This is a genomic window from Roseateles toxinivorans (assembly GCF_004362525.1).
GTDB lineage: Bacteria > Pseudomonadota > Gammaproteobacteria > Burkholderiales > Burkholderiaceae_C > Paucibacter > Paucibacter toxinivorans.
This window is the reverse complement of sequence record NZ_SNXS01000001.1, coordinates 390,078-408,557: the sequence shown is the minus strand read 5'-3', so window position 1 is coordinate 408,557 and position 18,480 is coordinate 390,078. Positions and strand designations below refer to the sequence as shown.

General features: G+C 66.0%; 15 protein-coding genes. 5 read left to right on the top strand and 10 right to left on the bottom strand.

The window, feature by feature from the left end:
• Window position 1: 1 nt before the first annotated feature.
• The 6 genes from moaD to DES47_RS01870 are packed head-to-tail and all read right to left on the bottom strand — an operon-like array spanning window position 2 to window position 6,044.
• Complete coding sequence (gene moaD / locus DES47_RS01895; protein ID WP_133699683.1) at window positions 2-253, bottom strand: molybdopterin converting factor subunit 1; 252 nt, start codon at window positions 251-253, stop codon at window positions 2-4.
• 2 nt (window positions 254-255) lie between these two features.
• Window positions 256-1,518, bottom strand: coding sequence for a molybdopterin molybdotransferase MoeA (locus tag DES47_RS01890; protein WP_133698965.1), 1,263 nt, complete (start codon window positions 1,516-1,518; stop codon window positions 256-258).
• The gene (gene mobB, locus DES47_RS01885; protein WP_133698964.1) at window positions 1,493-2,050 is read right to left on the bottom strand and encodes a molybdopterin-guanine dinucleotide biosynthesis protein B; all 558 of its coding nucleotides are present in this window, start codon (window positions 2,048-2,050) and stop codon (window positions 1,493-1,495) included. The genes DES47_RS01890 and mobB overlap by 26 nt, the downstream gene beginning before the upstream one ends.
• Window positions 2,051-2,056: 6 nt before the next feature.
• Window positions 2,057-3,463, bottom strand: coding sequence for a threonine synthase (gene thrC / locus DES47_RS01880; RefSeq protein WP_133698963.1), 1,407 nt, complete (start codon window positions 3,461-3,463; stop codon window positions 2,057-2,059).
• Entirely contained in the window at window positions 3,460-4,770 is a 1,311-nt protein-coding gene (locus DES47_RS01875) for a homoserine dehydrogenase (protein WP_133698962.1), read from the bottom strand. The genes thrC and DES47_RS01875 overlap by 4 nt, the downstream gene beginning before the upstream one ends.
• A 38-nt stretch (window positions 4,771-4,808) precedes the next feature.
• Window positions 4,809-6,044 carry a pyridoxal phosphate-dependent aminotransferase gene (locus DES47_RS01870; RefSeq protein WP_133698961.1) on the bottom strand — a complete coding sequence of 412 codons (1,236 nt, stop codon included), beginning with the start codon at window positions 6,042-6,044 and terminating at the stop codon, window positions 4,809-4,811.
• Window positions 6,045-6,165: 121 nt separating this feature from the next.
• On the opposite strand from DES47_RS01870, the gene DES47_RS01865 reads away from it, so the two are divergent.
• The 4 genes from DES47_RS01865 to DES47_RS01850 all read left to right on the top strand — a co-directional run bounded on the left by DES47_RS01865 (window position 6,166) and on the right by DES47_RS01850 (window position 9,942).
• Entirely contained in the window at window positions 6,166-6,540 is a 375-nt protein-coding gene (locus DES47_RS01865) for an Mth938-like domain-containing protein (RefSeq protein WP_133698960.1), read from the top strand.
• A 121-nt stretch (window positions 6,541-6,661) separates the two neighbouring features.
• Window positions 6,662-7,138 (top strand): peroxiredoxin, encoded by a 477-nt coding sequence (locus DES47_RS01860; protein ID WP_133698959.1) that lies wholly within the window; start codon window positions 6,662-6,664, stop codon window positions 7,136-7,138.
• 221 nt (window positions 7,139-7,359) lie between these two features.
• Window positions 7,360-9,084 carry a PhoH family protein gene (locus tag DES47_RS01855; protein ID WP_133698958.1) on the top strand — a complete coding sequence of 575 codons (1,725 nt, stop codon included), beginning with the start codon at window positions 7,360-7,362 and terminating at the stop codon, window positions 9,082-9,084.
• A gap of 15 nt (window positions 9,085-9,099) precedes the next feature.
• Window positions 9,100-9,942 carry an HAD-IIB family hydrolase gene (locus DES47_RS01850; protein ID WP_133698957.1) on the top strand — a complete coding sequence of 281 codons (843 nt, stop codon included), beginning with the start codon at window positions 9,100-9,102 and terminating at the stop codon, window positions 9,940-9,942.
• 3 nt (window positions 9,943-9,945) lie between these two features.
• On the opposite strand, the gene mdtD is transcribed toward DES47_RS01850, so the two are convergent.
• From mdtD to DES47_RS01835, 3 genes are all read right to left on the bottom strand, one after another.
• Entirely contained in the window at window positions 9,946-11,391 is a 1,446-nt protein-coding gene (mdtD, locus tag DES47_RS01845) for a multidrug transporter subunit MdtD (RefSeq protein ID WP_133698956.1), read from the bottom strand.
• 54 nt (window positions 11,392-11,445) lie between these two features.
• Window positions 11,446-13,428 carry a M3 family metallopeptidase gene (locus DES47_RS01840; RefSeq protein ID WP_133698955.1) on the bottom strand — a complete coding sequence of 661 codons (1,983 nt, stop codon included), beginning with the start codon at window positions 13,426-13,428 and terminating at the stop codon, window positions 11,446-11,448.
• A gap of 133 nt (window positions 13,429-13,561) precedes the next feature.
• On the bottom strand, window positions 13,562-15,451 hold the full coding sequence (locus DES47_RS01835; protein WP_133698954.1) for a propionate--CoA ligase: 1,890 nt from the start codon (window positions 15,449-15,451) through the stop codon (window positions 13,562-13,564).
• 220 nt (window positions 15,452-15,671) lie between these two features.
• Here DES47_RS01835 and DES47_RS01830 point away from each other — a divergent pair, with 220 nt between their 5' ends.
• A complete protein-coding gene (locus tag DES47_RS01830) occupies window positions 15,672-16,313 on the top strand; it encodes a C40 family peptidase (protein WP_425057398.1) in 642 nt (213 codons plus the stop codon).
• Window positions 16,314-16,392: 79 nt separating this feature from the next.
• Here the strand turns inward: DES47_RS01830 and paaZ are convergent, their stop codons facing one another.
• Complete coding sequence (paaZ, locus tag DES47_RS01825) at window positions 16,393-18,441, bottom strand: phenylacetic acid degradation bifunctional protein PaaZ (protein ID WP_133698953.1); 2,049 nt, start codon at window positions 18,439-18,441, stop codon at window positions 16,393-16,395.
• Window positions 18,442-18,480 lie beyond the last annotated feature (39 nt).

Genomic DNA, 18,480 nt, shown 5'->3' with positions numbered 1-18,480 from the left:
CTCAGCCCCCGGTCACCGGTGGGAAGAACGCCACCTCGGCGCCATCGGGAATCGGCGCCGATTCGTCGCACAGGGTCTGGTTCAGCGCCGCGCGCAGCGCCCGGCCGCGGGCCAGTGCACCGGCGTGCGGCTCACCACGGGCGATCAACTGATCACGCAGCGCACCGACGGTGCTGCCGACCTCGATCTCGACCGTCTCGGTGGAACCCAGGGCCTCGCGCAAGGAGGCGAAATAGCGCAGATGAATCTTCATCGTCATGACATCAGCCCCGCCATCGGCAGAAAGCGCACGGCGTCTCCGCAGGCTATTCGCTGCCCGGCCGGCAGATCCAGCAGGCCATCGGCCCAGACGGCCGAGGTCAGCACGCCCGAGCTCTGGTTGGGGAACAGGTCCAGCCCGCCCTGGGCGTTGAGCCGCACGCGCAGGAACTCGCGGCGGCGGTCGGGCCTGGGCCAGTCGAAATCCGCGCGCAGGGTCAGCGCCTGGGGAGTCAGCGCCGTGGCGCCCTGCAGCCGCAGAATCACCGGCCGCACCAGCAGCATGAAGGTCACGAAACTGGACACCGGGTTGCCCGGCAGGCCGATGAACCAGGCGCTGCCCGATCCCTCTTCACGGCGCACCTCACCAAAGGCCAGCGGCTTGCCCGGCTTGATCGCAATCTGCCACAGGTCGAGCCGCCCTTCCGCCTGCACGGCCGGGCGCAGGTGGTCTTCCTCGCCAACCGACACGCCACCCGAGGTGATGATCAGGTCGTTGCCGGCTGCGGCCTCGCGCAGTGCGGCGCGGGTGGCGTCCAGCCGGTCGGGGACGATGCCCAGATCGGTGATCTCGCAGCCCAGCGCCTGCAGCAGGCCACGCAGCGTGAAGCGGTTCGAGTTGTAGATCGCGCCGGGCTTGAGCACCTCGCCGGGCATGGCCAGCTCGTCGCCGGTGGAGAACAGCGCGACGCGCGGGCGGCGGGCGACCTGCAGCGTGGCGGCGCCGACCGTCGCGGCCAGACCCAGCGCAGCAGGGTCCAGCCGGTGGCCGGCATGGAGCACCACGGCGCCCTGCTCCACATCCTCGCCGCGGCGGCGTATCCACTGGCCGGCCTGCGGCACTTCGTTGACACGAACCGAGCCCAGGCCCTCGCCCGGAATGCCTTCGCACAACTCCTGCATCACCACCGCATCGGCGCCGAGCGGAATCTGCGCGCCGGTGAAGATGCGGGCGGCCGTGCCAGGTCGCAGCACGGCGCCGACGATGCCAGCCGGCACGCGCTGCGCGACCGGCAACACGGTGCCGGCGGCGGGCACATCGGCGGCGCGCATGGCATAACCATCCATGGACGTGTTGTCGGCCGGCGGCGCATCGATGGTGGAGACCACGTCCCGCGCCAGCACCCGGCCCAGCGCATCGAAAGTCGAAACGGTCTCGGCCTCGCCCAGTGGAGCAACGGCCGTCAACAGCCGGGCCAGCGCCTCGTCCAGGCTTTGCAGTGCGGGAAGCTTTTCAGGCGTCGGAGGACTCGTCGGCATAGGGGCTGTGGTAGTCATATCGAGCCGCATCTTGCATCAGAAATTGCAGCAATGCGGCCGAGTCGCCCATGGTGAAGACCGGCAGGCCGGTGGCCACCGGCAGCCCATCCGGCGCGTCGGTCACGACTGCGACGACATAGGGATCCTCGGGGTACAGCACCGGGCCGCCCACCGCGCTGCGCCAGACCTCCAGCTTCAACAGCGAGGCATGCTTGAAGCCCTCGACCAGGGCCCAGTTGCGGACCTCGCCGTTGTCGGCCAGTTCGGCCAGCAGCTGATCAACGTTGAGGTCCACCTCCGACTCGAACTCGCGGACCTTGGCCAGACGCCGGCTGTTCGCGATGATCACCTCGAACGCACCCGCCGCGCGGTGGCGGAACGAGTCCTTGCCCGGATGGTCGATATCGAAGCGCTTGTGCGCATGCTTGACCACCGAGATGCGCTGACCCGCCTCACGCAGCGCCTTGATCAGGCCCTCGGCGACGGTGGTCTTGCCGGCGCCCGAAGCGCCACAGAGGCCCAGTACCTTCATGGCCGCTCAGACATGTTCGACCACATAGCGCTTGACGGCGTCCACATCGGAAGCCATCACGGTGACGCGGCGCGGGCGCGACTCCAGATCGGCCAGCGCGGCCGGCCGTGGCGGCTCGACGCCCAGCGCCTCGCGTATCGTCTCGGCGAACTTGGCCGGCAAGGCGGTCTCCAGCACGATCATCGTCGTGCCCGGCTGCAGATGCTCGCGGGCCACCTTCAGGCCATCGGCCGTGTGCGTGTCCACCATCACGCCGGTTTTTTCGTAGGTCGCGCGAATGGTGGCCAGACGGTCTGCGTGACGGCTGCTGCCGGACGCGAAGCCGAAACCGGCGATGCGCGCGAACTCGTCCGCCGTGATGCTGAAGGCGCCGCTGGCGTTCAACGCATCCTTGAAGCAGGCCTTGGTGCGGGCGCCGTCGCGGCCCAGCAGATCGAACACGAAGCGCTCGAAGTTCGAGGCCTTGGAAATGTCCATCGAAGGACTCGAGGTCTCGTGAGTCTCGGCGCTGCCGCGCACGCGGTAGCTGCCGGTGCGGAAGAACTCGTCCAGCACATCGTTCTCGTTGGTGGCCACCACCAATTGCTTGATCGGCAGGCCCATCGAACGGGCCACATGGCCGGCGCAGACATTGCCGAAATTGCCCGAGGGCACGGTGAAGCTGACCTTCTCCTCGTTCGACTTCGTCGCCTGGATATAGCCGGCGAAGTAATAGACCACCTGGGCCAGCAGCCGCGCCCAGTTGATCGAGTTGACGGTGCCTATGCGGTATTTGCGCTTGAAGTCCAGATCGTTAGACACCGCCTTGACGATGTCCTGGCAGTCGTCAAACACGCCTTCGATGGCGATGTTGTGGATGTTGGCATCGGGCAGGCTGAACATCTGCGCCTGCTGGAAGGCGCTCATGCGACCGTTGGGGCTCAGCATGAACACATTGACGCCGCGCTTGCCGCGCATCGCGTACTCGGCGGCGCTGCCGGTGTCGCCCGAGGTCGCGCCGAGGATGTTCAGCTGCTCACCGCGCCGGCCAAGTTCGTACTCGAACAGCGCGCCCAGCAACTGCATGGCCATGTCCTTGAAGGCCAGCGTCGGGCCGTTGGACAGGGCTTCCAGCACCAGGCCGGGCTCCAGCGGCTTCAAGGGCGTGATCGCCTTGGTGCCGAACACTTCCTCGGTGTAAACCTTGGCCGTGATCGCGCGCAGGTCGGCGGCCGGGATGTCGCTGATGTACAGCGACAGAATCTCGAAGGCCAGCTCGGCGTAGCTCAGCTTGCGCCACTTCGTCAGCGTCGCATCGTCGATCTGCGGATAGTGCGTCGGCAGATACAGCCCGCCGTCGGGCGCCAGGCCTTCGAGCAGGATGTCGCAGAAGCTGCGTTCGGTTTTGTCACCGCGGGTGGAGATGTACTTCACGCCAGCTCCTCCTTGCGGATTCTGACGATGGGTGCCAAGACGGTAGGCAGTGCCTGCATCTGCGCCAAGGCCTTGTTCATGCTGCCCTCAAGCGTGTCATGGGTCAGGATGATCAGATCGGTCTGGCGCTCGCCTTCGGCCGATTCGCGCTGCAGCACGGCGTCGATCGAGATGTCGTGCTCGGCCAGGATGCCGGTGATGCGGCTCAGCACGCCGGCCTCGTCGGCCACCGTCAGGCGCAGATAGAACGAGGTGATGACCTGGTCCATCGCCAGTATGGGCGCATCGCTCATCGCATCGGGCTGGAAGGCCAGGTGCGGCACGCGGTGGTCGGGATCGGCGGTGTGCAGGCGGGTGATGTCCACCAGGTCGGCAACAACGGCCGAGGCGGTAGGCTCGGAGCCGGCGCCCTTGCCGTAATACAGCGTGGTGCCCACGGCGTCGGCCTGCACGACGACGGCGTTCATTGCGCCCTCGACATTGGCGATCAGGCGCTTGGCAGGGATCAAGGTCGGGTGCACGCGCAGTTCGATACCGTGGTCACGGCGGCGCGTGATGCCCAGCAGCTTGATGCGGTAGCCCAGCTGCTCGGCGTACTTGATGTCGGTGGCCTGCAGCTTGGTGATGCCCTCGATATGGGCGCGGTCGAACTGCACCGGCGTGCCGAAGGCGATCGCGCTCATGATGGTCAGCTTGTGCGCCGCATCGACGCCTTCGATGTCGAAGGTCGGGTCGGTCTCGGCATAGCCCAGGCGCTGGGCCTCTTTCAGCACCACGCCGAAGTCCAGGCCCTTGGCGCGCATCTCGCTGAGGATGAAGTTGGTCGTGCCGTTGATGATGCCGGCGATCCATTCGATGCGGTTGGCCGTCAGCCCCTCGCGCAATGCCTTGATGATGGGAATGCCACCGGCGACGGCGGCCTCGAAGGCGACCATCACACCCTTGTCGCGGGCCGCGGCGAAGATCTCGGTGCCATGCACGGCCAGCAGGGCCTTGTTGGCAGTGACCACATGCTTGCCGGCGGCAATCGCCTTCAGCACCAGGTCCTTGGCCAGCGTCGTGCCGCCGATCAGCTCGACGACGATGTCCACGTCCGGGTGGGTGGCGACGGCCTCCAGCTGGCTGCTGTAGTCGGCCGCGATACCCAGGGTGCTGCGCGCCTTGTCCAGATTGCGCGCACCCACATGGGTGACCTGGATGCCGCGGCCGGCACGGCGCATGATTTCGTTCTGGTTGCGTTCCAGCACCTTGGCCACGCCCGTGGCGACGACGCCGGCCCCGATCAGGCCCACTTGCATTGGTTTCATGTCAGCTCATGCGCCACCGGGCGCCCTGCGGTTTGATGTCAGAGGGAGTGCGCCGAGTGGCGCTTGCGATAGTGGTCCAGGAACCTGGCGATGCGGCCCACCGCCTCGGCCAGGTCATCGGTATTGGGCAGGAATACGAGGCGGAAGTGGTCGGGCTGCAGCCAGTTGAAGCCGGTACCCTGGACGATCAGCACCTTCTCCTCGGCCAGCAGGTCGTAGGCGAACTGCTGGTCGTTGGCGATCGGGTACATCTTCGGGTCCAGCCGCGGGAACATATACAGCGCCGCCTTGGGCTTGACCACCGACACGCCCGGAATCTGCGTCAGCAGGTCGTAGGCCTGGTCGCGCTGGCGGGCCAACCGGCCGCCCGGCGCCACCAGGTCCTTGATGCTTTGATAGCCGCCCAGCGCCGTCTGTATCGCCAGCTGGCCCGGTGTGTTGGCGCACAGCCGCATCGAGGCCAGCATGTTCAGGCCCTCGATGTAGTCGCGCGCATGGCGCTTCTCGCCCGACACCACCATCCAGCCGGCGCGGTAGCCGCAGGAGCGGTAGTTCTTCGACAGGCCATTGAAGGTCACGCACAGCACATCGTCGGCCAGCGAGGCGATGCTGGTGTGGCCGTGCCCGTCATAGATCGTCTTGTCGTAGATCTCGTCGGCGAAGATGATCAGCTGGTGCTGGCGCGCCACCTCGATGATCTCCAGCAGCACGCTGTCCGGATAGAGCGCACCGGTCGGGTTGTTCGGGTTGATGACGACGATGGCCTTGGTCCGCTCGGTGATCTTGGACTTGATGTCGGCGATGTCGGGCATCCAGTCGCTCTGCTCGTCGCACAGATAGTGCACCGGCGTGCCGCCCGACAGCGCCACGGCGGCGGTGTACAGCGGATAGTCAGGGGCGGGCAGCAGCACCTCGTCGCCATTGTTGAGCAGCGCGTTGATGCTCATCACGATCAGCTCGGAGGCGCCATTGCCCAGATACACGTCATCGACGGTGACGCCGGCAATGCGCTTCTCCTGACAGTAGTGCACGACCGACTTGCGCGGCGCGAACAGGCCCTTGGAGTCGGTGTAGCCGGCCGCATGGGGCAGGTTGCGGATCATGTCCTGCACGATCTCGTCGGGCGGCTCCAGGCCGAAGGCGGCGATATTGCCGATGTTCAGCTTGATGATCTTGTGGCCCTCGTCCTCCATCTGCCGCGCCTTGTCCAGCACGGGGCCGCGGATGTCATAGCAGACGCTGGCCAGCTTGTCGGACTTGGAAACGGTCTTCATCGCGGGTTTCAAGACGGGAACTCCTGAGTGGGCGGGGCCTTTGCATGGCAGCAAGTTTGCTGCACTGCAAAAGATACAATTTAATCACAGCGCCTTGCTGCCAAGGAATAACAGGCCACGGATGAAGTTTCAACTCGACGAACCGATGGGCGGCAACAGCATCTCCCGCCATGATGCCAGCCAGGTCTGGGTCAACGGCCGGCCGCACGGCCGCAGCCTGCTGGTGCCCTGGCAGGGCGAGGTGCAGGAGTGGCCGGTGAGTCGCTTTCCCGACCTGCAGGCCGGCCACTTCGAGCAGATCCTTGCGCTGAAGCCGGAACTGGTGATTTTCGGCAGCGGCGCCAAGATCCGCTTTGCCACTGCGGCCCTGTACCGCAGCCTGATAGACGCCCGCATCGGTATGGAAACCATGGATCTGGCCGCCGCCTGCCGCACCTACAACGTGCTGGCCAGCGAGGGCCGGGCGGTGCTGGCGGCCCTGTTGATCGAGAGCTGAGCGCCCCGCGGACAGGGGCCGATTCGAGACTTCTCTCACGACTCGGCCGGAGCGGGCCTGATCAGACCGTATAATTGCGGGCTATGCCCACAAGGGCACATACCTCTGTGCAGAACGCCTCATGACGCCAGCGCTCAATAAAACCCTCCCGGAACTTGAAGCACTCGCCACCGGCGGTGTGAAGTTCACGCCGCAGACCTACGCAGGTCAAGCCGTCGTGCTCTACTTCTACCCCAAAGACAATACGCCCGGTTGTACAACCGAAGCAATGCAGTTCCGTGACCGTCACAAGGATTTTGTGAAGGCTGGGGCCGTGGTGCTGGGCGTGTCTCGAGACAATATGGCTTCACACGACAAGTTCAAGCAGAACCTTGAACTGCCGTTCGAACTGATCGCCGACACAGAAGAAAAGCTGTGCCATATGTTCGGCGTGGTCAAGAACAAGATCATGTACGGCAAGAAGGTCAAGGGCATCGAGCGCTCGACCTTCCTGATCGATGGTGCCGGCGTGCTGCGTGCAGAATGGCGCGGCATCAAGGTGGCCGGCCATGTGGACGAAGTCCTCAAGGCCGTCAAGGGGCTGAAAAAAGCCGTCTGATCGGTTTGCCTTGTTTGTGACAAAAGCCGACCTCGTGTCGGCTTTTGTCGTATTTGCGCTGCGTCGCGTGGCGGGAGTGTCACATCGACTTGTGCATAATGATTCCATGCCCGTGACGCGAACCACGCCCCTGCGTGAACCACGAACTTCCCTGAAGCCGTACAGCCGACTGTGCGGCTTTTTGCTTTTTTGGCCCTCATAGCCTGTTTGAAGACGCCCACATGCCTCTGCCCAAGCCACCCGCAAAACGAGCCAGCCTCCTCTCCGCAGCCGACTTTGAAGCCACGGCCACCGCAGCCCGAAAAAGCCCCAGCGCCGCCCGCCCGCGCCCGGCACCCGCGCCGGCTCGCGAAACCAGTGTCACCGCTGCGGCCGTGGCGGTCGCCCCTCCAGCCCCGACCCCTCAGGCCAAGGCCAAGGCACCGGTCAGCCTGCCGCCGGCGCCCAGCAGCCCTGCCCCATTGATACTGCCGGCCCACAACGGCGCGGCCAACCGCAAGTCGCCAGAGCCGCGCACCCGCAAGCCGCGTGGCACCGGCCCGGCCAAGCTGTTCGTGCTCGACACCAATGTGCTGATGCATGACCCGATGTCGCTGTTCCGATTCGAGGAACATGACATCTATCTGCCAATGATCACGCTGGAGGAGCTGGACGGTCACAAGAAGGGCATGACCGAGGTCTCGCGCAATGTGCGCCAGGTCAGCCGAGAGCTGGACGCGCTGGCTGCCAGCCTGCCCAGCGGTAGCAAGAACACGGCCGAGGACATGGCGGAGGGCCTGTCCCTGGCCCACACCGGCCACCGCGAGGCCGGCGGCAAGCTGTTCTTCCAGACCGGCCTGATGGAGACGGTGCTGCCCGCCGGCCTGCCCCAGGGCAAGGCCGACAACCAGATCCTGGCCGTGGTCCAGGCGCTGCGCAAGCAGCAGCCCAAGCGCGAGGTGGTGCTGGTGTCCAAGGACATCAATATGCGCATCAAGGCCCGCGCGCTGGGCCTGCCCGCCGAAGACTACTTCAATGACAAGACGCTGGAAGACGGCGATCTGCTCTACACCGGCGTGCTGCCCCTGCCGGCCGATTTCTGGGAGCACCATGGCAAGACCATGGAGAGCTGGCAGCAGGCCGGCCTGACCTATTACCGCATCAGCGGGCCCATGGTGCCGGCGTTGATGGTCAACCAGTTCGTCTATCTGGAAGCCCCAGGCGCCACCTCGCTGTACGCCAAGGTGACCGAAATCACCGGCAAGCATGCCGTGCTGCGCACCCTGAAGGACTACAGCCACCAGAAGAATGCCGTCTGGGGCGTGGCCGCGCGCAATCGCGAACAGAACTTCGCGCTGAACCTGCTGATGGATCCGGACTGCGACTTCATCACGCTGACCGGCACGGCCGGCACCGGCAAGACCCTGATGACCTTGGCTTCCGCCCTGTCGCAGGTGCTGGACGACCGCCGCTACACCGAGATCATCGTCACCCGCGTGACGGTGCCGGTCGGTGAGGACATCGGCTTCCTGCCCGGCACCGAGGAAGAGAAGATGAGCCCCTGGATGGGCGCGCTGGACGACAACCTCGAGGTCCTGGCCCGCGGCGACAGCGGTGCCGGCGAATGGGGGCGTGCCGCCACCAATGACCTGGTGCGCAGCAAGATCAAGATCAAGAGCCTGAACTTCATGCGCGGCCGCACCTTCTTGAACAAGTTCGTCATCATCGACGAGGCGCAAAACCTGACCCCCAAGCAGATGAAGACCCTGATCACCCGTGCCGGCCCAGGCACCAAGATCATCTGCCTGGGCAATCTGGCGCAGATCGACACGCCCTATCTGACCGAGGGCAGCTCGGGCCTGACCTATGCGGTGGATCGCTTCAAGGGCTGGGCCCATGGCGGGCATGTGACCTTGGCGCGTGGCGAGCGTTCGCGACTGGCGGACTTCGCGTCCGATGTGCTCTGACGCGCGCGCCTTGACATGACTCTGTATGTGTCCGACCTGGACGGCACCTTGCTGGACAGGTCCGGCAGGCTTTCCGACCGCACCCGCACGGGCCTGACCCGCTTGCTCGACGAGGGCCTGCTGTTCACCGTGGCCAGCGCGCGCCATGTCTCGTCGATCCGACATCTGCTTGGCGATCTGCCGCTGCGGCTGCCGGTGATCTCGACCAACGGCGCCTGCATCAGCGAGATGGCGACCTGCAAGCATGAGCTGGTCCATGCGATGGAGCCGGCCCTGGCGCAGGAGGTGTTCGCGTTGATCGTCCGGTTGGGCCTGACGCCCTTCTTCGCGACTCATGGACCGCGCGGTGACCACCTGTTCCATATCGAGGCGCAGAACCACGGCCAGCAGCGCTTCATCGAAGAACGCATCGCCAATCGCGACCCGCGGCTGCGTCGCGCCGAGCGGCTGCAGGACGAGTTGATCGATCCGGCGGTGACCTTTGTGGTCGTCGATCGCGAGGGGCCGCTGCAGGCGCTGGAAGCCGAGATCGAGACCAGGTTCGGCGAGCGCGTTGAATGCCATCTGGCCGATGACCTCTATCTGCCCGGCTGGTTCTGGCTCACCGTGCACGACCGCCGAGCCACCAAGGATCAGGCGATCAAGACGCTGGCCGAGCGCTATGGCCTGCATGAGCGCGAGATCGTCGTGTTCGGCGACCAGATCAACGATGTCGGCATGATGCGCGCGGCCCACCGCGGCATTGCCATGGCCAACGCCATCGACGAGCTGAAGCGCCATGCGCACCAGGTCATCGGCCATCACGACGAAGACAGCGTGTTGCGCTTCATCGACGCCGACTGGGCCCGGGGCCGCTGAAGGCTACTCCTGCCCCATCGTGTCCTGCGCGTCGCGGGCCCCCTCGTGGTGGCGCAGCTGGTAGAAGATGAACGAGGCCAGCGCCGCCATGCTGCCAATCGCCAGATAGGTGGCGTGAAAGGCCGGCACCAGATCGATGCCGGCTCCCAGGACCGAGTGCACATTGCCGACGCCCGAGAACAGCAGCAGCAAGGTGCTTGAGGTTGCAACGCCCAGGCTCATCGACAGCTGCATCACCACCGACAGCAGGCTGTTGCCGCTGCTGGCCGTGGCGGCATCCAGATCCCCCAGCGTGAGCGTGTTCATCGCCGTGAACTGCATGCTGTTGATCATGCCGAACAGACCCAGATGCAGGGCCAGCCACAGATGGGTGGTGTGCCGGTCCACCAGCGCGAAACTGGCGATCATCGCGCCCAGGGCCAGCGTGTTGGCGACCAGCACCCGCCGGTAGCCCAAGCGCTTGATCAGCTTGATGGCCACCGTCTTGGTCAGCATGGCGCCCATCACCGTGGGCACCATGGACAGGCCGGCCGCGCTGGGCGAGAAGCCCAGGCCCAGCTGCAGAAACATCGGCATCAGGAACGGCGTGGCGCCACTGCCCAGGCGCGCGAACACATTGCCGATGATGCCGATCCGGTAGGTCGGAATGGTGAACAGCACCATGCTGAACAGCGGCTCGGGCGCGCGTGCGGCGTGCAGCCAGTAGGCCATCATGCTGGCCACTCCGGCCACCAGCAGCACCATGGCCACGGCCGAGCCCACCATCTGCTCGCCAAAACCCTGCAGTGCCACCGACAGCAGCATCAGCCCCAGGCTGAACAGCACATAGCCGCCCCAATCGAACGGCGCCGCGCGCTGGCTCTTCAGCTGCGGCATGAAGCGCAGGCTGGCCAGCACGCCGGCCACACCGACCGGCAGATTGATCAGGAAGATCCAGTGCCAGCTGACGTACTCGACCAGCAGGCCGCCCAGCGCCGGGCCGATCAGCGGACCGACCAGTCCGGGAATGGCGATGAAGGTCATCACCGGCAGGAATTCCTCGCGCGGAAAGGCGCGCAGCACGGTCAGCCGGCCCACCGGCACCAGCAGCGCGCCGCCCACCCCCTGCAGCACCCGCGCGGCGACCAGCATGTTCAGCGAGCTGCTCAGCGCGCAGGCCAGCGAGCCGGCGCTGAACAGGCCGATCGCCCACAGGAAAAGCGTGCGGGTACCGAAGCGGTCCGCCAGCCAGCCCGAGGCCGGTATCAGCAGCGCCACCGTCAGCATGTAGGCCACCACGGCCGACTGCATGCGCAGCGGGTTCTCACCCAGGTCCCTTGCCATGCCTGGCAGGGCGGTATTGAGAATGGTCGTGTCCAGCGTCTGCATGAAGAACGCCAACGCCACGACCCAGGGCAGGAAGCGCCGGGCGGCGGGTGTCAGCACCGGGCGCGGGGAGGGATCACTCATGCCCGAAGTATCGACGACTCCGGCATGAGGACCCCGTTCCCGACCACGGACCGATTACTTCTTAAGGTAGTCGTAAAAGGCCTTGGAGTTGGACTCGCGCTTCAGGAACTCGCTCACCAGCTCGGGCGCCGGACGCTGACCGCCATTGCCCAGCACCACGTTGCGGTAGCGCTGGCCCACGGCCGTGCCCAGCTTGTCCGCCTTGAACTCGGTGCGCAGATCCATCGCCACCACCAGGCTCCACAGATAGCCGTAATAGCCGGCGCCGTAGTGGCTGGCGATGTGCCCGAAACCGGCCGGGAACCGCGTGCCCGGCACATAGCCCAGCGGCGTGGCGCCCTCCATCTTGGTCCACAGCGCCATCGGGTCGCTCACCTGGGCGCCGTGCAGGGCCAGGTCATAACTGGCAAACAGATGCTGGCGGCTGTACAGCGAGCCCTTGCCGAAGTTCTTTGCGGCAACCGCCTTGTCGACCAGCTCATCGGGCACCGGCTTGCAGGTGGCACAGACATCGGCCATCAGGCGCAGCACCTTCTTGTCATAGACCCAGTCCTCCAGCATCTGCGACGGCGCCTCGACGAAGTCATGCATCACCGCCGTGCCGCCCTGAGCGGCATAGCGGGTGTTGGAGAGGTTGTTGTGCACCGCATGGCCCAGCTCGTGCAGCAGCGTCTCGACCTCGTCCAGGGTCAGGCCCTTGCGATCGAAGTTGACGACCAGGGCCGCCGTCGGCGTGCGGCCCAGGCGGGTGCTGCTGGAACGCAGCGGCCAGACGGCGGCATGGTTGTACTTGCCGTCGCGCGGATAGAGGTCCACATACATCGTCGCCAGGGCCTTGCCGCTGGCCGCGTCGCTGACCACGAAGGCCTGCGCCTCCGGATGCCAGAGCTCGGCCTTCACTGCGGTGTACTTGACGCCCATCATCTTCTCGATGATGCGCATCGCGAACAGCAGGCTCTCCTGCGGCGGGAAGTACTGGCGGAAGGCCTCCTGGTCAACGCTGTAGCGCTGCAGGCGCACGCGCTCGGCATAGAAGGTGGCATCCCAGCGCTCGACCTTGACGGCCTCGGGCGCGAGGCCCAGGTGCTGGGCCTTGGCCGCGCGCAGATCGACCAGATCGCTGCGCTCACCCTCGGTCACCGCGGTCTTGACCTCGTCCAGGAACTTCCAGGCGGTCTTGCCGTCCTTGGCCATGCGGCGGCGCAGATTGAAGTCCACGTAGTTGTCGAAGCCGAACAGCTTGGCGTACTCGTTGCGCAGCGTGGTGATCTCGGACAGCAGCTTCAGATTGGGCTCGCCGCCCTCGTTCATCTTGGCCCGCCACATGCGCTCGCGGGTGGCGCCGTTCTCGGCACTTTGCAGCACCGGGATGTAGCTCGGGTAGTCCAGACCCAGCAGGATCTTGCCGGCGGCGTCGCGCTTGGCGTTCTTCCACACCGACTCGGGCACGCCCTTCAGTTCGGCCTCGTCGAACGCAACCTGCGTGCCGGCGTCACGGATGTTCTTCTCGAAGGCCTGGCTCAGTTCGTTGAGCTTGTCCAGGATCTGCTTGGCACGGGTGCGCTTGGCGCCCGCCAGAGCCACACCGCTGTCCTCGAACTGGCCCAGGCTGACGCGCACCAGCTCGCGGTCGATCGCATCAACCGTGGGTGCCTTCTTCAAACTGCGGTAGACCTTCTCGTTCTGGCCCAGCGCCGAACTGAACTCGGCCCAGCGCTGCGAGCAGGCCTGGGCGGCATCGCGCACCGCCTTGTCGGGGTGCACATTGAGCACGAACTCGATCGGGTACTGCACGTCTTCCTGGTAGGCATACAGATCATCCAGGGCGGCCAGCCAGCCCTTGTCAACGGCGCGCTTCTCCAGCGTCTTGACCCGCTCGCCCGCGCCCTTCAGGCCCGAGTCGCAGGCGGCCTTGATCTCGCCCTCGCTCAAGAACCGCGGAAAGGCCGGACCGGGCAGCGAGGCCGGGGTCTGGGCATGGATGGCGCTGGCTTGCAGCATGAGCGCGCAGGCGCCGGCGATCAGGGGTCTCTTCATGGGGTCTCCGTCGGATGCGCCGCAGGTCGCGGCGCGCGCGCGGATTGTGCCCTGCCCGGCCCCGGACAAGAGGCGGATGCGACGAAAGCAGCAACCGATGGGATGAACTGCAAGCAGCCCCCCGAAGAAACCCCTAGAGCAGATCGCGGATCTGCTGCAGCGCGGCCGGGTCTTCCATCGTCGTCAGGTCGCCGGGGTCGCGCTGCTCGCACACGGCCTGGATGGCGCGGCGCAGCAGCTTGCCCGAGCGGGTCTTGGGCAGCACGCTGACAAAGCGCACGCGCGCCGGCCGCGCCACCGCGCCCAGCGACTCGTCGACACGCTTCATGATCTCGCCCTCCAGCTTCAGTGCCAAGGCGGTGTCGGTCAGCGCAGCGGTGTCCTTCAACACGGCAAAGGCGATCGCCACCTGGCCCTTCAGCGCATCGGCAATGCCCACCACCGCGACTTCGGCCACATTCGGGTGCGCGGCAATGCTCTCCTCGATCTCGCGCGTGCCCAGACGATGGCCGGCGACATTGATCACATCATCGGTGCGACCGAGGATGAAGTAGTAGCCGTCCTCATCGCGCACGCCCCAGTCGAAGGTGCTGTAGACCAGCTTCCCCGGCACGCTGCTCCAGTAGGTGTTGACGAATCGGGCGTCGTCGCGCCAGACGGTCTGCATGCAGCCCGGCGGCAGCGGCCCCTCGATCACCACCACGCCCTTCTGGTTCGCGCCGGTCAGCTCGTCCCCGGTGCTCTCGTTCAGCAGCTTGACCTTGTAGCCATACATCGGCACGCCGGGGCTGCCGAACTTGCTGGGCTTGCGCTCCACTCCATTGGCAATGCTCAGGATCGGCCAGCCGCTCTCGGTCTGCCAGTAGTTGTCGATGATGGGCTTGCCCAGCGCCTCGGCGATCCAGCGCGCCGTCGGCTCATCCAGCGGCTCGCCGGCCAGGAACAGCGCGCGCAGCGAGCTCAGGTCGTAGCGGCTCAGCTGGGCCGGGTCCTGTTTCTTGAGCACGCGCACGGCGGTGGGCGCGCTGAACATCACCGTCACCTTGTACTTCTCGACCAGGCTCCACCAGATGCCGGCATCCGGGCGCGTCGGCAGACCCTCGTACATGATGGTCGCCATGCCGGCAATCAACGGGCCGTAGACGATATAGCTGTGGCCGACGACCCAGCCGATATCGCTGGTCGAGAAATAGGTCTCTCCCGCCTGTCCGCAATAGATGTGCTTCATGCTCGCCGCCAGCGCAACCGCATAGCCGCCGGTGTCGCGCTGCACGCCCTTGGGCTTGCCGGTGGTGCCCGAGGTGTAGAGCGTGTAGCTGATGTGCTCGGATGGCAGCCAGACGCAGGGCACCTCGGTGTGCAGATGCTGCTCGCGCAGGGGGCCATAGGCCACATCGCGGCCCGCGGTCATGGCCATGGTCGCCAGGCCACGGTCCACCAGCAAGACCTGACCCGGCTTGTGGGTGGCCAGCGCGATGGCCTCGTCCAGCAGCGGCTTGTAGGCGATGACCTTGCCGGCACGGCTCCCCGCATCGGCGCTGACGATCACCGTCGGCTGCGCATCGTCGATGCGGCTGGCCAGGCTGCCGCTGGCAAAACCGCCGAAGACCACGCTGTGGATAGCGCCGATGCGCGCACAGGCCAGCATCGCAAACGCCGCCTCGGGAATCATCGGCATATAGATCAGCACGCGGTCGCCCTGCTGCACACCCAGGGCCAGCAGGCAGGCGGCCATGCGCTGCACCTCGGCCTGCAGTTCGCGGAAGCTGTAGCAGCGCTCCTGACCGGTCTCGGTGGAGACGAAGATCAGCGCATTCTGGTCCGGGCGAGTCAGCACATGGCGGTCCACGGCGTTGTGGCACAGATTGGTGCGGCCGCCGACAAACCAGTTCGCAAACGGCGGCCCGCTGTAGTCGCAGACCTGCGTGAAGGGCTGCTGCCAATCGATCAGCCGAGCCTGCTCGGCCCAGAAGGCCTCGGGCTGCTCGACGGACCGCTGATAGAACTCGCTGTAAACGCTCATCTCTTGTCTCCTCGTTCGCTCGCCCACATTTCAGTGCAGGGGTCTGACGAGAGCCTGACCCGTGTGCTTTTTCACGAGCGCAGCGGCCTTGTTCGCGGCTTGTTTGAGGCAGCGCACAGGGCCCTCGGAATTCATGGTAAACCCTTGTAAATCATTGTCTTCAAAGGGATTTTCACCTTGACAGTGGCATGGCCGCGCCTCTATCCTGCGCCCCGTGCCCGTGAAATCCCGCCCCTCCCACGCCCTGACCCCAGCGCTGCGCCGACTCGGTGCCCTGGGTCTTGTGCTGGGCGCACTGGGCGTGACGCAAACTGTGATGGCCCAGCAAAGCCCACCGGTCGATCCGGTGTCGCGCTTCCTGAGTGACCGCGGCATCATCAGCGCGGCAGCGGCCGAGAGTTCCACCGTCTTCATCGACCGAATGCGCGACACCACCTCGGACATGGTGCTGTCGGCCATGAACTTCCTGGGTGTGCCATACCGCCGCGGCGGCAGCAGTGCCGAGGAAGGTTTTGACTGCAGCGGCTTCACCCGCCACATCTTCGAGCTGAGTCTGGGCATGGTGCTGCCGCACCGCGCCGATGACCAGGCCAAGGACAAGTCGCTGATGACGGTCAAGCGCGACGAACTGAGGCCCGGCGACCTGGTGTTCTTCAACACCATGCGCCGCACCTTCTCCCATGTGGGCATTTACGTGGGTGAAGGCAAGTTCATCCACGCGCCCCGATCCGGCTCCTCGGTGCGCGTGGAAGACATGCGCGAGGCCTACTGGAACAAGCGCTTCACCGGCGCGCGCCGCGCCACGCTGCCGGCCACCGCGCTGGATCAGGCCGCCACGGACGCCAAGCCAACGCTGCGCTGAGGCCCTGACCGTAGCCCGGATGAAATCCGGGGGCCACAGCCGGGATCAAGCCCCGGATTGCATCCGGGCTACCAGTTCATCAGCCCCGTTTCAGCACCAGCGTCAGGATGTCGTAGCTGGCCACCAGTTCATCATCCTGGTTGGTCACCGCCACATCCCAGGCCACCACTCCCTGCGGCTGCTGGTCACGCTTGGTGGGCCGGTCGATCTTGCGCTTGGCAGTAAGGCGGGCTCGAATCGTGTCGCCAATGCCCACCGGTTTGACGAAGCGCAGCGAATCCAGGCCGTAGTTGGCAAGAACTGGCCCCTCACCCGGCGAGACGAACAGGCCGGCCGCCGCCGACAGCACGAAGTAGCCGTGGGCGATGCGCTTGCCGAACTGCGTCTTCTTCGCCGCGATCTCGTCGAAATGCATGTAGAAGAAGTCGCCCGAGATGCCGCCGAAATTGACGATATCGGCCTCGCTGACGGTGCGGCGGTGGGTCAGCAGTGAATCGCCGACCTGGATGTCCTCGAAGTGCTTGCGGAACGGATGGATGCCATCCTCGCGCACCGCACCCCCGCGCTGGTACTCGCCGGTGATGGCCGAGATCATCGTCGGCGAGCCCTGCACCGCCGTGCGCTGCAGGTAGTGCTTGACGGCGCGCAGGCCACCGAGCTCCTCGCCACCGCCGGCGCGGCCGGGGCCGCCGTGCTTGAGCTGCGGCAGCGGCGAACCGTGGCCGGTGGATTCCTTGGCGGCGTCGCGGTCCAGCACCAGGATGCGGCCGTGGTAGGCAGCAGCTGCCGGCACGATGCGTGCGGCGATCAACGGGTCATGGGTCACCAGGCTGCCGACCAGGCTGCCGCGGCCCTTGGCCGCCAGCGCGATCGCCTCATCGACATCGTCGTAGGCCATCAAGGTGCTGACAGGCCCGAAGGCCTCGACGTTGTGCACATTGGCGTTGCCAAAGGCGTCGCGGCACAGCACCAGCGACGGCGCGAAGAAGGCACCCGCGGCCACGCCCTCGCCCACCGGCGCAAAGCCATCGCGATCGCCGAAGACCAGCTCATTGCCTTCGAGCAGCAGCGCCAGGCGCTCGGCCACATCGGACTGCTGGGCCTTGGAGGCCAGCGCGCCCATGCGCACGCCCTCGACCGACGGATCGCCGACAACGATCTTGGCCAGGCGCTCGCGCAGCTTGCTGGCCACCGCGTCAAGTCGCGCACGCGGCACGATGGCGCGGCGTATGGCCGTGCACTTCTGGCCGGCCTTGGCCGTCATCTCCTTGGCGACTTCCTTGACGAAGAGGTCGAACTCCTCGTCGTCCGGCGTCACGTCGGGCGCGAGGATCGAGCAGTTCAGCGAGTCGGCCTCGGCATTGAAGGGCACCGAGTTCTTGATCAGATTCTTGTTCGCACGCAGCATCGCCGCCGTGTCGGCCGAACCGGTGAAGGTCACCAGGTCCTGCTCGGTCAGACGGTCCAGCAGGTCGCCGCTGCTGCCGACGATCAGTTGCAGGCTGCCCTCGGGTAGCAGGCCCGAGGCGTGCATCAGGCGCACGGCCGCTTCGGTCAGATAGCTGGTCGCCGTCGCCGGCTTGGCGATGCAGGGCATGCCGGCCAGAAAGGCCGGGGCAAACTTTTCCAGCAGGCCCCAGATCGGGAAATTGAAGGCATTGATGTGCACCGCCACGCCGCCGCGAGGCACCAGGATGTGGGTGCCGAAGAACTGGCCGCCCTTGCCTAGCTGCAGCACCGGACCCTCGTGCATCACATTGCTGGACGGCAGCTCGTTGGCGCCCATGCTGGCATAGGCGTACAGCGTGCCGGCACCGCCCTCGATGTCGATCCAGCTGTCGGCGCGGGTGGCGCCGGTGTGGTGCGACACCGCGTAGAGCTGCTCCTTGTGCTCCAGCAGGTAGGCGCCCAGCGCGCGCAGTATGGCCGCGCGCTGCTGGAAGTGCATGGCCGTCAGCGCCTTCAGGCCGCGCGTGCGGCCGTGGTGCAGCGCCTCGGCGAAGTCGAGCTCGTCGGCATGGGCCAGGGCCACGGCATGGCCGTCGATGGCGCTGTGCAAGGCCTTGCCGGCCTGCGCGCCCACCCAGCGGTCGGCGATGAAACTTTGGAGGATGGGGGTGCTGCTCATGACGGGCTCTAAGAAGAAATGTGGAGGCCCCGGATTGCA

Coding starts and splice junctions, on each gene's coding strand:
- moaD (WP_133699683.1), bottom strand. CDS start 253: ATGAAGATTCATCTGCGCTATTTCGCCTCCTTGCGCGAGGCCCTGGGT.
- DES47_RS01890 (WP_133698965.1), bottom strand. CDS start 1,518: ATGCCGACGAGTCCTCCGACGCCTGAAAAGCTTCCCGCACTGCAAAGC.
- mobB (WP_133698964.1), bottom strand. CDS start 2,050: ATGAAGGTACTGGGCCTCTGTGGCGCTTCGGGCGCCGGCAAGACCACC.
- DES47_RS01875 (WP_133698962.1), bottom strand. CDS start 4,770: ATGAAACCAATGCAAGTGGGCCTGATCGGGGCCGGCGTCGTCGCCACG.
- DES47_RS01870 (WP_133698961.1), bottom strand. CDS start 6,044: ATGAAGACCGTTTCCAAGTCCGACAAGCTGGCCAGCGTCTGCTATGAC.
- DES47_RS01865 (WP_133698960.1), top strand. CDS start 6,166: ATGAAGTTTCAACTCGACGAACCGATGGGCGGCAACAGCATCTCCCGC.
- DES47_RS01860 (WP_133698959.1), top strand. CDS start 6,662: ATGACGCCAGCGCTCAATAAAACCCTCCCGGAACTTGAAGCACTCGCC.
- DES47_RS01855 (WP_133698958.1), top strand. CDS start 7,360: ATGCCTCTGCCCAAGCCACCCGCAAAACGAGCCAGCCTCCTCTCCGCA.
- DES47_RS01850 (WP_133698957.1), top strand. CDS start 9,100: ATGACTCTGTATGTGTCCGACCTGGACGGCACCTTGCTGGACAGGTCC.
- mdtD (WP_133698956.1), bottom strand. CDS start 11,391: ATGAGTGATCCCTCCCCGCGCCCGGTGCTGACACCCGCCGCCCGGCGC.
- DES47_RS01840 (WP_133698955.1), bottom strand. CDS start 13,428: ATGAAGAGACCCCTGATCGCCGGCGCCTGCGCGCTCATGCTGCAAGCC.
- DES47_RS01835 (WP_133698954.1), bottom strand. CDS start 15,451: ATGAGCGTTTACAGCGAGTTCTATCAGCGGTCCGTCGAGCAGCCCGAG.
- paaZ (WP_133698953.1), bottom strand. CDS start 18,441: ATGAGCAGCACCCCCATCCTCCAAAGTTTCATCGCCGACCGCTGGGTG.